The following is a 15,065-nucleotide window of genomic DNA, read 5'->3' on the forward strand; positions in this document are numbered from 1 at the left end:
GTATTTGCTAGGATTATTCAGTCTAAGAGGGCAGTAAAGCTGTATTTTGATATTCATCATAATACAGCTCTATGAATATGGGGTTACTTTAGCGAAGTTCCATTTTTACCGTGACATTACCTTCAAATTTACCCGGTTGGGGCCTACTTGATGTCGTGCTCACCGGCGCCGCTGTCATGCTTATCTTACCATTTCCCTGCGAATCCAGAGTGATGGGTAAATCGAGCGAACCGTCTAGCACAATATCATTATTATTTTGATCAAACATACGTACGCCGATGTCATCACGGTCGAGCATTTTTGCAATGAGATTGTTGCTGCCTGCGGCAACCCCTTGGTCTGCCGTAAGGCTAAATTTGATTTTCCCTGCGTTGGCGGCGGCGGGATCGTCGCAGTGATACGTGATATCAACGTCTTTTAAGGTGTAGTTGGTTGGAGGCTCGCCTTGGGAGACAAACTGCGATGTAACGATATTACCTAATTCGACCTCTATGGTGCTGCCTGCATTAATCGTGCAACTCAACGGCGCGGTAAGTTTTCCGGTTACTTGAATACTGGAGACCCATTGTGTGTCAGTGACGCTGCAATAGTTACCGAAAGAGAGACAGGCATAATTTTGTACGATAACCGTTGATGGAATGATCTCTTCGCCAAGAATCGCTTTTTTAATATAAAATTTGAAAGCCAAAATATTCCATTTAAAGCTACGTTTCGTAGTGCTTGCGTCGGCAGGTCTTGTAGCATCACTGCACACATCGCTTGTTCCTTCAGTGTGTCTTAGCTGTACTTCATTAGTGCTATACATGCCTGCAATAGGTGTTGGATAGGTATCAACATTAATAGGGGGCAGGCCATGGCCATCGGGTGAATCTATCGCATCGCCATAGGCTGTGACGTCGATATCCAGATGTTCAGTCAAATAACCATATCCGTTGGTTCCTGGAGGTAGCGGGCTGCCTCCCGCGGTAGTTTCATAGATGGCTGTGGATGCATAAAGATTGTACGGGCAGGTACAGTTCGCAACGATGGCTGGACCATTGCCTGCAATGTGATCATTCACATTGGCAGAATACCCATCGTGATTTTCTTCGGAAGGGAGTTCTGTGTCAGTATGAATCGTGTAGGTTACTGGCGCTGGAAAACAGTTCTGCAATACCGTCGTTGCCGCTTGAGAGAAAAGAGGGAAGATAGAAAATATCAACACTAGACAAAGTTTGCATTGCTGAAAGAATGCAGCATGTGCGGTGGTTTTTTTATTTTGCATGATTTACATCCGGCTTGCAGAGTACGCTGGCTTGGTGAATGCCACCCACAGTTGCTTCAGAAGAAGAGGGGAACACGACATCAGCGTGGCAACGTTGTTCAGGTGAGGAGCCCCATTGCACCGTCAATGCAATGTGTTCACCCACGCCCGAGAGATAAAGTTCACCATGGTCATCCACGATTCCGCTTAGGGATAGTCCATCCACGGTGGCTACAGCCCCAAATGGGATGATGCGGCCGTCCGGGCGGGTGAGAGTGATTAGCGCTCGATAGCCAATATGCGCCGTAAATTGTGTGCTGACAGCGGCGTTCCTACTTGGAACCACGGTCATCGTCGTTGCATCGGTGTCAATATCATCGGGCAAACTGGTGGTATCGATGCGAATAACGTTTTCCTGATAGGGCGTAAGGGAAGGAATAATGGCGTTGCCGAAGAAATCTGTCCGAACTCCACGCTGATTCGTAAAGCGCACACCGGATGCGCCTTTTGCGCTGACAATAGCAAATTGTTCACCCAGAGGCTGTGACAGGGTTACACCTAACGGATGAGCAACAACCGCTCCGCTTACACCATAGGTCAATTGCCGAGAATTATCAGAGGCGTAGTAATAGCCTGCATTAACGTTGGCGTATTGCGAACGATAGCCGCCATATACGCTACTGTTATCCCCACCGCCATGATTGGTATGGCTTTGCTGAAGTGAATAACTCAGCCTATCGTCATCCAACACCGTGCCATTCAGCCCAACGTTATGGCTAGTGTCGCCCCGTTTGCTGGTGTTGATATTGTAGCTGACCCAGCTTTTGGGGAGCCACTTAGCGAGCGGCACACTAAAACCTAGCGACATCATTTGATCGCTCTTCTCATCACTGGTTTTGCTATAGGTATAGGCAATATTGACGCTAATATCCCCAATAACTCGGCTGAGTCCTGATGTCACACTTCTTTCTTTGCGGCTGGTCTGCCAGTAGTCCTGCTGATAGCCAGAGACGTATAAACTGCTATCCAGAATGGTCTGGTTGAGGTTTAACTGAAGTCTGCTGCGCTTGTTATAGCGAAACGACCAGTCTGTATCGCTATCATCATATTTTTCATTCGCATCGGCAAAACTGTAGTAGCCACTCGTCGAATATCGATAGCTCGCGAGTGTGAGGTTAGTATCTGTGGTTTCTATCTTCTTGGTATACATGAGGCGCCAAGACTGACCGTTTTGCTGCTCATCATTATCTAGACGCGCTTGCGCCCAAGTGACATCTGTCGATATCGCACCTAAATCACCCAGCAAAACGCCGGTGCCACCGTTGAATGCTTGATAGTCAGGTGAAAATGTTACACCGCCAAAAAAAGTCAGATAGTTGTTAAGCCCGTAAATGGCGCTGCCTTGTGCGAAAAGCGGCTCATTTGCTGTGAGATTATCGTCAGCTTGATAGCGTGCAAGAGTGACTTCATAGCGGATATTGCCCGGCCGTTGCATTACCGCAACACTTGAATAAGGTTGGATGAAACGATGTTCGGTGCCGTCAGCTTCCTTAACCGTTACCTCAAGGTCTGCACTGTTGGTCGTAGAATACAGATCGGTAATTTCAAACGCACCCGGAGCCACGTTAGCTTGATAAATGACATAACCATTTTGACGCACGGAGATTTCCGCGTTAGAGCTGGCGATACCTCGGATTATTGGTGCAAAACCACGCTGATTGTAGGGCAGCATTTCATCGTCAGATGCGATATTAATACCGCGATACTGCAGGCTATCAAAAACCTCGCCACGAGTGCTGTTTTCGCCTGCAATAAACTGGGCTTTCAATAGGTGAATATCATGTTGGATCCACGTATTAATAGCTTGCCAAGACTGCGTATTATTTGATTGGCTCCAGGTTGAATAGTTACGAAGTCGCCATCCGCCAAAATTAGCACCGCTGCGCAGATTGAGATACTGCGTGTCGTTACTCGTATGGTCGCTATTCTCACGTCGTGAACCAGAGAATGCATAATCAGCAAAAAGCACAGGAGCACCGTCATTCCAGCGCGAAGGATCAACGTCGGTGGAATGGTGCGTATCGATTGCTGCCTGTGGCATGCTAATACGCAACGTCATGGCATTAAAATCGAATGTTGCTGATGCAAAAGGAATATATTTATCAATGGGGTCGATCAATGGCTCACTGCTAGGCAGCTTTGCTAAGCTGGGATAAGCATCGACACGAACTCCCCACTGGCGCAATTGTTGGGGGCTCAGTTGTGGTAGCAGAGCACCGTTCTTATTGTTGATATAATTAATCGTTTTGTCGTCTATCAACTTCTTATTAATCATTATCTTGGTTTGATAGGCACCGGGTAGTTGACCGTTTTCTTTCGAAAACAAAGACAGGTCAATATCCTGCTGTGACAATCCATCCCCCTCAAGAGAGGAAGGGGAAAAATAAAATTCTCTGGCGCTTACGTTGCTGATAGCAACGAGCAGCAAACCACTCAAGCCTCTCAATAATCGATGGGATTGCAAGTTGGGACGAGAGAAGCGTTGGCGCAATCCTTTAGCTGCCATGAGACTCATTATCCCTGGGTTAAATTCGTTGTAAATTCATTGGTTGCGTTGCCATAATCACTAATGCAACGCCAGATCACGTTTGAACCTTTGGCTGTATCGGATAGTTGAGATTGTGTGGTTGATTTTGGGGCAACCATTTCAATATTTTCCATCAATTTCCCGCCTACTTTTAAGCTATCAAAAACGCTGTAATAGTCTCCATCATTCGTAATCAGCAACTGATTATCGCGTCGGATAAACCGCAGGTTTTTGCAGGCGTCAATGGGCGTATCATGCAATCCCTTTGGGCGCCAAAATAATTTCAATCGAGTTTTATAGATAAGGCGTAAAACGTTTTTATCATCATCATCTTTTGCCATTGCAGGGATCGTACGTATATTCATATAAAATAAAGACTCACGATCGGTAGGTAGCGTCTTGCCTGACCATGTAATACGCAGATTTTGTTCTTTTTGTGGATCAAGCCGGAAAAGTGGCGGGGTAATGATGAATGGCCCGCGAGTTTTTCCGTCGCCAGTATCAATCCAAGATTGAATGAGCCAAGGAAGATCCTTTTCTTTATTTATCAGTGGTAGCGCAACCTCCTTCTTACTGGCGTCATAAATAATACGTGTTCGCCCTATCTGAACACCAGCCGCATGACTGAAACCAGATAGAATGCATAATATAGAAAAAACGGTCGGTATAAGAATTCGCATATTAGTGATCTTTAATAAATACATATCAATTTTTTATATCACAGCAAGCCTAGTGTTATATCTAAGCTGTAGGGCGAAATCATGCTGAGCGTGTTATTAGATGAATCGCTAATAACACGTTCAGCGAATAGCTAAGAATTTAATGATAAACAATGTTAATGGTTAAATCTGCATCAGCGGGGCCTGCGGTTACGGTTGATGCAAATGATTTATAACGAGCGTTAAAGGTTGCATTAACTCTATCTGTAGGCATTGCTGGTAGACCAAGAACAAGCTGTCCTTCTGACCCATCGACTTTGATAAACGTTGTATCTAAGTTACTTGGACTCAGGGCAATACCCACTCCCGTCGCGGCTGTTGCACCACTGGTTGTGATCTTGCTGACGTCGAGTAAGGTATTCGAGTTGGTGAGTGCAAAGGGGCCTGTGAAGGTTAATTGAATGTTAGGTAGCCCATCGCTTCTTAATGGGCAATCTTCTAGGATAATGCCTACAGGGACGAGATCTGACTCTGTCCCGATTGAGCTAAAAAATGATGTGGGATAAGTACCTAGAGGAATTTTATATTCGTTTGTTCCGCCGTCACCAATAATGACACAGCTAGGTTCAATAATTTCTCCTGTGAAATGAATCTTACCTGCATTGTCTTCTGCAGCAAATACCGTTGCAGAAGAGAGTATGGTCATGGCAATAAACACGTTCCTTTTCACTATATTATTCTCCGTAATAATTTTATTTGGCGAAATTAATAAGTATGACTTATGTTTCTTGAGAACTCATTCTTTCATATATTTCGCAGAGTATATACATTTATTTCTTTACTCTGAAGTGTATTTTGATGTTTTCATGGTGAAACTTATTGCAAATTAATATGTTTAAATGACTTTCATTCCATTACTGTTAGTGTTTGTTGTAGTGTGAATATATTGAGTTGATTTATTTTCCAATCAGGAGGGGAGTTACGCTGTTTAACGATCAAATTAAATAATGCATTTACGGTATACATTAATTCAATGGATCTTTTTTGTTTTTCTTATTTTTAATTTTAAGTTTTAATAAATAAAAATGTAAATAAAATAGAAGTGTTAGTCTTAGTCAAGATTGAATTCAGCGTTATGCCCTCATTCATAATGCGTTCTCCAAGCGTTCTGTTCATGCCCTCTACGCCTTCCCTTTCTGACTAAACTATCTACAATACGAGTGTCATAAGTTATTTTTGAGTCACAGCGCGATTGCTACGTGATGAGTAGGAGAATAAATGGATTTCAACCCCGTATTTGCACGACGACTGTATCTGTGCTGGCTATTGAGCCACATAGAAAAGCCTAATGTACCTCATCTAATGCAGGTCACCGGTTGGCCACGCAGAACCTTACAGGATGTGCTTAAAGCATTACCTGGGATGGGGATAGAATTGGACTTTGTTCAAGAAGGTGTGCGTAACAACGATGGTTACTACCGTTTGAAAAGTTGGGGGCCGCTCAATGACAAATGGATTTCCGATCATGCTCAGCAATTGTTAGCGGCAATCTAGACAGTTAATCCATCGATGGACGATGGGAGAGCGACGGCCTATCGCCATCGCTCATCGAGTGTGTTACTGGTTTTTATTCTCCAGATAGAGCACCGTTGCGGCAACGCGTGATCGGACGTCCAATTTACGCAGTAGATTACGGATATGAACTTTCACGGTTTCTTCGGAGATGTGGAGCTGTGAAGCGATCTGTTTATTAGAAAGTCCGCGGGCAACTTCCTGCAATACGTCTAATTCACGTTCCGTCAGATCGGCAAAAGGATCGGTGAGTTCAGTGCGTGAAGACAGGTATTCGCTGATGGTATCACTAAAGACATTTTTGCCGCTTGCCGCTTGATGGATCTGAGAAAGCAGAATTTCTGGTTCACTATCTTTTAATAAATAGCCGTCGGCACCTGCATCCACCAAAGCATAGACATCGCTGCGTGAGTCCGAAACAGTCAGAATAATGATGCGGGCATCCACACCTTCATTACGCAGTGCTTTCAGCGTGTCCAGACCAGAGAGTCCCTTCATGTTTAAATCTAATAGGATCAAATCGGGTTGCGCGCGGCTAGCAAGTGCGATGGCTTCACTTCCGCTGCTAGCTTCTGCGACGACGTCAAAAGTAGGATCTAGTTCGAGCAATTGACGAATGCCGCGGCGCATCAAAGGGTGATCGTCCACGATCATCACTGCGTAATTTTCTGTTTCCATAGAAGGCTCCAAAACAATAGGGGACGATCTCTTCGTAGCCTATTATCGTTGTATTTTAATTGAACAATAGTTAATGCAGGTAATCAATGCTGAAAAACTAATGAGACTTCAGTTCCTGCAGGTTCCCGAGCGCGAATCATCAATTCACCGCCCAGTCGTGTCGCTCGCTCTGCCATAATCGTCAGACCATAATGTCCATCAGGTTCTTCGAGGCTTGCGATGCCAACTCCATCATCTTGAATGCTAATCACACTTTCGCCCTTAGGGCCGTAATGGCAGCGTATTTCGATATGCTTTGCCTGAGCGTGTTTGATAGCGTTAAGCACGGCCTCACGTACAATTTGCAAGACGTGAACCTGCTGCTGTGCGTTGAGCGACTGCGAGGAAAGGGCACAGTTTAACGTAATAATGGACTCAGTTTGCAATTTTAATGGTGCCAGTAGCTGATGTAAGGCTTCTCGTAAATCAGCTTCTTGGATAGTTAAGCGAAAAGTGGCCAGCAATTCACGCAGTTGGCGGTATGCGTCAGATAGCGCCTGATCGAAATCTCGAATAATTCCCTGAGCCTGCGTATTTTCAGTAGGAATGGAGCGTTTAAGTAGGGTTATCTGTATGCGTAGGAAAGAAAGCGCCTGTGCCAGAGAGTCGTGCAGTTCGCGGGCAATAGTCGCGCGCTCTTCCATCAATAACAGCTGCACCTGCTGCTTTTGAGCGCGATTAAAATAGATCCCGCGGCTCAGCATGTTAGCAACGTTTTGCATTAGCTGCTGTTGTGCATGCTGCCCTTTTGGCCACCGCAGTTCACCGAGTCTATGTCCGTCTAACATCAATGCTATGGATGAGGTTGGCTTAGAATCCTCCAACTGGCCGCTGTGTAGCAACCAACGCCCGTTGCCGCTGTCGTGAACTTCTAGCTCTAGATAACTTAGTGCTTCGCTGGTGCGAACAATGTTTAGCACCTTTTCAAAACTTGGCTGGGTAATTTCACTGACGGTTAGCGCCTGAGAGCAATCAAACAGGACGCCGAGAGATTTATTGGCTTGCATAAGACTTTCGGTCTTCTCTTGCACCTTATCTTCTAGCGAGCGATACAGCTTTTCGAGCTCGCTCGACATCCGAATGAACGTTTTTGATAACACACCGATTTCATTCGGGAGATTGACATCTAACTGCATCGGTGAAAAATACCCGCTTTGCATCCGTTGACTGGCATTCACCAATTTATTGAGCGGGGCGACAACTTCGCGGCGGGTGGTATGGATTGCAAACCAAACCAGCCCAATGATGGCGAAAACACCTAACAGACTGATAGCGACAACCTGCTGCATTTTCTGCTCAGAATAGTGCTGTAGCACCAATACGAAGTGATCGATTTGGCTAACGTAACGCGCGACATCGGAAAGATATTTGGTGGTATCTCCAGCTTTAAGTTGCTGATCTAACACATGCCAGGTGGAGAGCAAATGGTGGTATTCACTGCGCACAGAAGCGGGAACATAAAATCGATCAAGCTTTTTGAGCGCCGGTGCCTGCATTGATTGCTCATATTCTTTGAGATGTAAATCAACATCCTGCGGTTGATTCGTCAAATCATAGGCAAGCCGATAACTTTGCATACGCAGCGAACCCGCAATATTCACGGCTTCAGCGTCGCTCAGGCTGCTGGCTACAGTGACGAGAGCAATGCCCGTCGACAGCACCGAAAGAATAACAATAGCCGCTAATGTTTTCGCTATTGTGCTAGTCACTGAACGTTTTACGAGCAAGTCAATATACCTATTTTGTATGACCACGAGACAAGAGGATGAGCTGAGCATATTGGGCGGCAAAGGGGCTTCATAACGTCGCTATTTGTACCGCGATACTCAGGCATAAAAGTGAATTCAAATAATCGTTATATAAAACAATTAATAACGAAATGAACGAATACCCTCTATACAGTGCGTGAAAACCCAACAAAAGGTTTGATCTCGCGCAATCCCTACCCACAATTACCTATAAAGGGGGATTATAACTCATCCTCTAATCCGCATACTTTATGCTTAGAAAAAACCTATACTTCTGGTTATTAAGTAAATAAGAACTATTACTAACAACAAGTTAAAACCAAAATAAATTGACTGGACGTATTTTTCATTTTTATTAGCCACTGTGCTTTTCATCAGGACAGATGAGCAATGTCACTGGAGTATTAAATGACTACGCTTTCTCGGCGCAATCTACTCAGTGCTCGTTGGCGTAAACCCGCTAGCGCACAGCGTCCACCTTGGACGATTGCTGAGCCTGCTTTTATTGCGGGCTGCACTCGTTGCCACTCCTGTATTGAACAGTGTGAAACTGGCGTATTAATCGCCGGTGACGGTGGTTTTCCCGCCATCGATTTCCATCGCGCAGAGTGTACCTTCTGCCGTCGCTGCGCCGAGGCCTGCGAGCTGCCGCTGTTTGAATTACATCGTGAACAGCCTTGGACGATCCGAGCCGAAATTCAGGGGAACTGTCTCACGCAAAAAGGGATTGAATGCCGCAGTTGTCAGGATGCCTGTGAGCCTTATGCCATCCGATTTGCTCCACATTTAAGTGGAATTGCGAAACCGATTATTGATTTAGATACATGTACCGGCTGTGGCGAATGTGTTCGTGGCTGTCCGGTGGATGCCATTCGAGTTATGCCAGCGGCGTCTTCTGTGCAAGATGATACTGCTGAAAGGAATGAAGTATGAGCAATGAGATGTGGCACGTATGTGGATTAGTCGTTCAGGCTAAGCCGGAAGCCGTACCCGCCGTCGCAGACGCTCTGGCCGCCATGCCGGAAACTGAAGTGGCAGCGATAGAACAAGAAAAAGGCAAGTTAGTGGTTGTCATGCAAAGCGAAGATTCAAACGCATTGCTAGACAGAATTGAGTCAGCGCGCAATGTGGCAGGTGTGCTGGCGGTGTCGCTGGTTTATCACCAGCAGGATGAGCAAGGTGAGGATACGCCATGAAACTCAGTCGTCGAGACTTCATGAAAGCCAACGCCGTCGCCGCTGCAGCAGCGGCTGCGGGGCTGACCATTCCGACCGTCGCGAAAGCGGTCGTCGGTGGGGCTGATGAAATTAAGTGGGATAAAGCACCGTGCCGCTTTTGCGGTACCGGTTGTGGGGTGTTGGTAGGTACGCAGAATGGTCGTATCGTGGCTTCTCAGGGCGATCCTGATGCGCCAGTTAACCGTGGCCTAAACTGTATTAAAGGTTATTTCCTGCCAAAAATCATGTACGGAAAAGACCGTCTGACTCAGCCGCTGCTGCGTATGAAGAATGGTCAGTACAATAAAGAAGGCGAATTCACGCCGGTGACCTGGGATCAGGCATTCGATGTGATGGAAGAGAAATTCAAAACCTCTCTGAAAGAAAAAGGCCCAACGTCAGTGGGGATGTTTGGCTCAGGCCAGTGGACGGTTTGGGAAGGCTACGCGGCGTCTAAATTGTTCAAGGCTGGTTTCCGCTCTAACAATATCGATCCTAACGCGCGCCATTGTATGGCGTCCGCGGTGGTGGGCTTCATGCGTACTTTTGGCATGGATGAGCCAATGGGTTGCTATGACGACATCGAACAGGCTGATGCTTTCGTGTTGTGGGGCTCCAACATGGCGGAAATGCATCCCATCCTATGGTCGCGTATTACTAACCGCCGTTTGACTGATCAGAACGTGAAAGTGGCCGTGCTATCCACCTTTGAGCACCGTAGCTTTGAGCTGGCCGACAACCCGATAATTTTCACGCCTCAATCCGATCTCGTGATCCTGAACTACATTGCGAACTACATTATTCAAAATAATGCTGTCGATCAGGAGTTCATGAAGCAGCACGTTAATATTCGCAAAGGGGCAACGGATATCGGTTACGGTTTACGTCCAACCGATCCATTGGAAAAAGCCGCTAAGAACCCTGGCAGCGATGCATCAGAGCCAATGAGCTTTGAAGATTACAAAGCGTTTGTATCCGAATACACGCTGGAAAAAACCGCAGAAATGACCGGCGTGCCAAAAGATTCGTTGGAATCACTGGCGAAGCTGTATGCCGATCCCAATATCAAAGTGGTTTCTTACTGGACGATGGGATTCAACCAACATACGCGTGGCGTATGGGCGAACAACCTTTGCTACAACATTCACCTGCTGACGGGCAAAATTTCTAAGCCGGGGTGTGGTCCGTTCTCATTGACCGGCCAACCTTCAGCCTGTGGTACAGCACGCGAAGTGGGGACGTTCTCTCATCGTTTACCTGCCGACATGGTGGTTACCAACGAAAAACACCGCCAGATCGCTGAAAACACATGGAAACTGCCTGCGGGTACCATCCCTGAGAAAGTGGGGCTGCATGCCGTCGCACAGGATCGCGCGCTAAAAGATGGCACGTTGAATGCCTACTGGGTGATGTGTAACAACAACATGCAGGCTGGGCCGAATATCAACGCTGACCGTATGCCTGGCTGGCGCGATCCACGTAACTTCATCGTGGTCTCCGACCCTTATCCAACCGTGAGCGCCTTGGCCGCTGACCTGATTTTGCCAACCGCGATGTGGGTGGAAAAAGAGGGAGCCTACGGCAATGCTGAGCGTCGTACCCAGTTCTGGCATCAGCAGGTAAAAGCGCCGGGCGAGGCGAAGTCCGATCTGTGGCAGCTGATGGAATTCTCCAAGCGCTTCACCGTAGAAGACGTGTGGCCTGCTGAGCTGATCAATAGCAAACCTGAATTAAAAGGTAAAACGCTATTCGACGTGCTGTATGCCAACGGCAACGTGAATAAATTCAAGCTTGAAGAGATCCCTGCCGATCAACTGAACGATGAATCTCGCGATTTTGGTTTCTATGTGCAGAAAGGTCTGTTTGAAGAATACGCCTCGTTTGGTCGTGGTCACGGTCACGATCTGGCTCCGTTCGATGAATATCATAAGGCGCGAGGTATCCGCTGGCCGGTGGTTAATGGCAAAGAAACGCTGTGGCGCTACCGTGAAGGCTTTGACCCGTTCGTAAAAGTGGGTGAAAGCGTGCGTTTCTACGGTAAGCCAGACGGTAAAGCGGTGATTTTTGCTCTGCCATTTGAGCCTGCGGCGGAAGTACCGGATAAAGAATTTGACCTATGGCTGTCGACCGGTCGTGTGTTGGAACACTGGCACACGGGTTCTATGACGCGTCGAGTTCCCGAACTGCACCGCGCATTCCCTGAGGCCGTATTGTTTATCCATCCGCTGGATGCTAAGCAGCGTGGTTTACGCCGTGGCGATAAAGTGAAAGTCAGTTCACGCCGTGGTGAGCTGGTTTCTATCGTTGAAACCCGTGGGCGTAACCGCGTACCGCAAGGATTGGTTTACATGCCGTTCTTTGACGCCGCGCAGTTGGTGAATAACCTGACGCTGGATGCGACCGATCCGCTGTCGAAGGAAACCGACTTCAAAAAATGTGCGGTAAAAGTTGAAAAGGTGACTGCCTAAATAGGTAAGGAGCGTTACCTGATGACTCAACAACGAGATAAAAGGCCTGCACGCCGTCGTTTCTTACGCGACGCGGTGCGCAGCGCCGGAGGGCTGGCTGGACTAGCGCTGGTATTGGGATTGCAACAAAAGCAATCACAGGCTCGCGATGGTTTGGCTTTACGCCCGCCGGGCGCTTTGCCGGACGGTGAGTTTGAGCGCGCCTGCATTCGCTGCGGGCAGTGCGTTCAGGCTTGTCCTTACGACACGTTGAAGCTGGCGACGCTGCTGTCGCCCTCTTCAGCGGGAACGCCTTATTTCGTTGCCAGACAAACCCCCTGTGAGATGTGCGAAGACATCCCTTGTGTGGTGGCCTGTCCGAGTGGTGCTCTTGACCCTCATCTGACCGACATCGATGATGCGCGGATGGGGCTGGCGGTACTTCTCGATCATGAGAATTGCCTAAATTGGCAGGGATTACGCTGTGATGTGTGTTACCGCGTTTGTCCCTCCATTGATAAGGCTATCACGCTAGAACTACATCGAAACGAAAGAACCGGCGTGCATGCGAAGTTCTTGCCGACGGTTCACAGCGATGCCTGCACCGGCTGTGGGAAATGCGAACAGGCCTGCGTGTTAGACGAAGCGGCAATTAAAGTGCTGCCGCTCTCTATCGCACGCGGAGAGCTAGGACGTCATTACCGCTTGGGATGGGAAGAGAAGGAGAAGGCCGGACACTCATTAGTTCCGTCCGGCACTCAGCTACCTTCGCGTATGCCGCAGGGAGGTGAATAATGGCTAACAGCGCCAGTCAGGCTGGACGTGACGCTCGTCAGCGTCACGGATTCATCCGAAGTCACCGTTGGTTGCTTCTGCGTCGTTTAAGCCAATTGGCGATTCTGATGATGTTTTTATCAGGGCCGTGGTTTGGTGTCTGGATTTTAAAAGGAAACTACAGCGGCAGTTTGCTGCTGGATACCGTTCCTTTAACCGATCCATTGATGATGCTGGAAAGCTTGTTTGCTGGTCATTGGCCTGCTCTCACTGCTTTAGCGGGAGCACTGGTTATCGTGGCTATTTATGCTTTGATTGCCAGCCGGGCGTTCTGCGCATGGGTTTGTCCGCTGAATCCGGTGACTGATTTAGCCGCGTGGATGCGGCGCAAGCTAAACATCCGCCAATCGGCATCGCTGCCGCGCGGTCTGCGTTACGGTATTTTGCTGGCGGTATTGGCGGGCAGCGCCGTAAGCGGAACTTTGCTGTGGGAATGGTTGAATCCTGTGGCATTGCTGGGGCGCAGCCTGATTTTTGGTGCCGTGGGTGGTCTATGGCTAATCTTGGCTGTTTTCCTGTTTGACCTGCTGGTGACAGAGCATGGATGGTGTGGGCATATTTGCCCGATGGGCGCTCTGTATGGCGTTATCGGCGCGAAAGCGATGGTGCGCGTGAGCGCAGAACATCGAGAAAAATGCACCCGCTGCATGGACTGTTTTCACGTTTGTCCGGAGTCTCAGGTTCTGCGAGAACCTGTATTAAATAACGATCATAGCCCGCTGGTACTGAGCAAAGATTGCATCAGCTGCGGGCGTTGCATGGATGTGTGTGCAGAGCACGTATTCGAATTTAAGAACCGATTTCATCGTTCGGGAGCTAAAGAATGAAAAGCAATGTCCTGAAAAAGCACGCTTCGCTTTGGGCAATGTTACAGGCGGTAGTGCTGTCACTGTCTGTAGCGGGCGCAGTATACGCGGCTAGCGACGTCGATTTGAGCCAGTCACCGGAAGTCTCTGGCACTGCAGAAGGGCAGATTAAAATGCCTAAGCAGCAAGAGCGTATGGCGCTGAACTATGTTAATCAGCCACCCATGATCCCGCACAGCGTTGATGGCTATCAGATCAGTAAAAACACCAATCGCTGCCTGCAATGTCACGGCGTTGAGCATTACCGAACTACGGGGGCACCGAGAATTAGCCCAACTCACTTTATGGATGCTAATGGCAAAGTGTTGGGTGAGGTGGCCCCACGTCGCTATTTCTGCCTGCAATGCCACGTACCACAAAGTGATGCACCACCTATCGTGGGGAATAGCTTCCAGGCCGCACCGGGCTTTGGGCAGTAACAGGAGCCGCTATGCTGGATAATAAAGAAGTAGACAACAAGCCAACCGAACAGAAAAAACCAGGCATTATTCGCCGAGTATGGCAGTGGTGGCGTCGTCCAAGCCGTTTGGCTTTGGGAACGCTACTGTTGCTGGGATTTGTGGCGGGTATTATTTTCTGGGGCGGCTTCAATACCGGGATGGAAATGGCCAACACAGAGAAATTCTGTATTAGCTGCCATGAAATGCGCGACAACGTGTATCAGGAGTATATGGATACCGTTCACTACACTAACCGCAGTGGTGTGCGTGCAACCTGTCCGGATTGTCATGTTCCCCACGAGTGGGTGCCGAAGATAGTGCGTAAAATCAAGGCGAGTAAAGAGCTGTATGCTAAGGCTTTTGGCCTGATTGATACGCCACAGAAATTTGAAGCACACCGTCTGGTGATGGCTGAAAACGAATGGGCGCGTATGAAAGCCAATGACTCGCAGGAGTGTCGTAACTGTCATAACTTCGAATACATGGACTTTACTGCACAGAAAACTGTCGCAGGGAAAATGCACGATCAAGCCATTCAGGACGGTAAAACCTGTATCGACTGCCATAAAGGGATAGCGCATAAGCTGCCTGATATGAAAGGGATTAAGAATGGGTTTTAGGGGGATGACTTGGTGTGCAAGGTTTTGTACGCCTGTCGTTGATGTTGTTCCAGTGTAAGGTTTCGTACGCCTAATGCACCGAAACCTGCATGCACTCCGTGCAGGCGTCCGAGTC

14 protein-coding genes are annotated in these 15,065 nt (G+C 48.0%); 8 read left to right on the forward strand and 6 right to left on the reverse strand.

The genetic code is table 11. The features are described from left to right. Positions 1-88 precede the first annotated feature (88 nt). From M988_RS06060 to M988_RS06075, 4 genes are all read right to left on the reverse strand, one after another. Positions 89-1,264 (reverse strand): fimbrial protein, encoded by a 1,176-nt coding sequence (locus M988_RS06060; RefSeq protein ID WP_064573301.1) that lies wholly within the window; start codon positions 1,262-1,264, stop codon positions 89-91. Next, entirely contained in the window at positions 1,254-3,809 is a 2,556-nt protein-coding gene (locus M988_RS06065) for a fimbria/pilus outer membrane usher protein (RefSeq protein ID WP_248846495.1), read from the reverse strand. The genes M988_RS06060 and M988_RS06065 overlap by 11 nt, the downstream gene beginning before the upstream one ends. A gap of 8 nt (positions 3,810-3,817) precedes the next feature. Then, positions 3,818-4,510, reverse strand: a complete 693-nt coding sequence (locus tag M988_RS06070; RefSeq protein WP_061059772.1) for a fimbrial biogenesis chaperone — start codon at positions 4,508-4,510, stop codon at positions 3,818-3,820. A 139-nt stretch (positions 4,511-4,649) separates the two neighbouring features. After that, positions 4,650-5,219, reverse strand: coding sequence for a fimbrial protein (locus tag M988_RS06075; RefSeq protein WP_008814129.1), 570 nt, complete (start codon positions 5,217-5,219; stop codon positions 4,650-4,652). 548 nt (positions 5,220-5,767) lie between these two features. On the opposite strand from M988_RS06075, the gene M988_RS06085 reads away from it, so the two are divergent. After that, positions 5,768-6,043, forward strand: a complete 276-nt coding sequence (locus tag M988_RS06085; protein WP_008814128.1) for a winged helix-turn-helix domain-containing protein — start codon at positions 5,768-5,770, stop codon at positions 6,041-6,043. Positions 6,044-6,106: 63 nt separating this feature from the next. Here the strand turns inward: M988_RS06085 and narP are convergent, their stop codons facing one another. Both narP and narQ read right to left on the reverse strand, forming a co-directional pair. Continuing rightward, the gene (gene narP / locus M988_RS06090; RefSeq protein WP_008814127.1) at positions 6,107-6,739 is read right to left on the reverse strand and encodes a nitrate/nitrite response regulator protein NarP; all 633 of its coding nucleotides are present in this window, start codon (positions 6,737-6,739) and stop codon (positions 6,107-6,109) included. An 83-nt stretch (positions 6,740-6,822) separates the two neighbouring features. Further along, a complete protein-coding gene (gene narQ / locus M988_RS06095; RefSeq protein ID WP_008814126.1) occupies positions 6,823-8,505 on the reverse strand; it encodes a nitrate/nitrite two-component system sensor histidine kinase NarQ in 1,683 nt (560 codons plus the stop codon). A 429-nt stretch (positions 8,506-8,934) separates the two neighbouring features. Here narQ and napF point away from each other — a divergent pair, with 429 nt between their 5' ends. Genes napF through napC form a run of 7 tightly spaced genes read left to right on the forward strand, consistent with a single transcriptional unit; the run spans position 8,935 to position 14,950 of the window. Next, complete coding sequence (napF, locus tag M988_RS06100) at positions 8,935-9,459, forward strand: ferredoxin-type protein NapF (protein ID WP_008814125.1); 525 nt, start codon at positions 8,935-8,937, stop codon at positions 9,457-9,459. Then, positions 9,456-9,722 (forward strand): chaperone NapD, encoded by a 267-nt coding sequence (gene napD / locus M988_RS06105; protein WP_004092032.1) that lies wholly within the window; start codon positions 9,456-9,458, stop codon positions 9,720-9,722. Before napF ends, napD begins: the two co-directional genes overlap by 4 nt. Beyond that, entirely contained in the window at positions 9,719-12,211 is a 2,493-nt protein-coding gene (gene napA, locus M988_RS06110; RefSeq protein ID WP_008814124.1) for a nitrate reductase catalytic subunit NapA, read from the forward strand. Before napD ends, napA begins: the two co-directional genes overlap by 4 nt. 21 nt (positions 12,212-12,232) lie before the next feature. Beyond that, positions 12,233-12,985: a ferredoxin-type protein NapG gene (gene napG, locus M988_RS06115; protein WP_008814123.1), complete on the forward strand. Its 753-nt coding sequence runs from the start codon at positions 12,233-12,235 to the stop codon at positions 12,983-12,985. Continuing rightward, positions 12,985-13,851 (forward strand): quinol dehydrogenase ferredoxin subunit NapH, encoded by an 867-nt coding sequence (gene napH / locus M988_RS06120; RefSeq protein WP_039188212.1) that lies wholly within the window; start codon positions 12,985-12,987, stop codon positions 13,849-13,851. Before napG ends, napH begins: the two co-directional genes overlap by 1 nt. 38 nt (positions 13,852-13,889) lie before the next feature. Further along, the gene (gene napB, locus M988_RS06125; protein ID WP_230599750.1) at positions 13,890-14,309 is read left to right on the forward strand and encodes a nitrate reductase cytochrome c-type subunit; all 420 of its coding nucleotides are present in this window, start codon (positions 13,890-13,892) and stop codon (positions 14,307-14,309) included. An 11-nt stretch (positions 14,310-14,320) separates the two neighbouring features. Further along, positions 14,321-14,950, forward strand: coding sequence for a cytochrome c-type protein NapC (gene napC, locus M988_RS06130; protein WP_004092041.1), 630 nt, complete (start codon positions 14,321-14,323; stop codon positions 14,948-14,950). Positions 14,951-15,065 lie beyond the last annotated feature (115 nt).

Source organism: Hafnia paralvei ATCC 29927 (assembly GCF_001655005.1).
In the GTDB taxonomy this organism is placed as follows: Bacteria; Pseudomonadota; Gammaproteobacteria; order Enterobacterales; family Enterobacteriaceae; genus Hafnia; species Hafnia paralvei.

Bases quoted from the DNA above. Each gene is read 5' to 3' on its own strand.
- napA (WP_008814124.1), top strand. From the start codon at position 9,719: ATGAAACTCAGTCGTCGAGACTTCATGAAAGCCAACGCCGTCGCCGCT.
- napF (WP_008814125.1), top strand. From the start codon at position 8,935: ATGACTACGCTTTCTCGGCGCAATCTACTCAGTGCTCGTTGGCGTAAA.
- napB (WP_230599750.1), top strand. From the start codon at position 13,890: ATGTTACAGGCGGTAGTGCTGTCACTGTCTGTAGCGGGCGCAGTATAC.
- napD (WP_004092032.1), top strand. From the start codon at position 9,456: ATGAGCAATGAGATGTGGCACGTATGTGGATTAGTCGTTCAGGCTAAG.
- napC (WP_004092041.1), top strand. From the start codon at position 14,321: ATGCTGGATAATAAAGAAGTAGACAACAAGCCAACCGAACAGAAAAAA.
- M988_RS06070 (WP_061059772.1), bottom strand. From the start codon at position 4,510: ATGCGAATTCTTATACCGACCGTTTTTTCTATATTATGCATTCTATCT.
- M988_RS06085 (WP_008814128.1), top strand. From the start codon at position 5,768: ATGGATTTCAACCCCGTATTTGCACGACGACTGTATCTGTGCTGGCTA.
- napH (WP_039188212.1), top strand. From the start codon at position 12,985: ATGGCTAACAGCGCCAGTCAGGCTGGACGTGACGCTCGTCAGCGTCAC.
- M988_RS06065 (WP_248846495.1), bottom strand. From the start codon at position 3,809: ATGGCAGCTAAAGGATTGCGCCAACGCTTCTCTCGTCCCAACTTGCAA.
- narP (WP_008814127.1), bottom strand. From the start codon at position 6,739: ATGGAAACAGAAAATTACGCAGTGATGATCGTGGACGATCACCCTTTG.
- napG (WP_008814123.1), top strand. From the start codon at position 12,233: ATGACTCAACAACGAGATAAAAGGCCTGCACGCCGTCGTTTCTTACGC.
- M988_RS06060 (WP_064573301.1), bottom strand. From the start codon at position 1,264: ATGCAAAATAAAAAAACCACCGCACATGCTGCATTCTTTCAGCAATGC.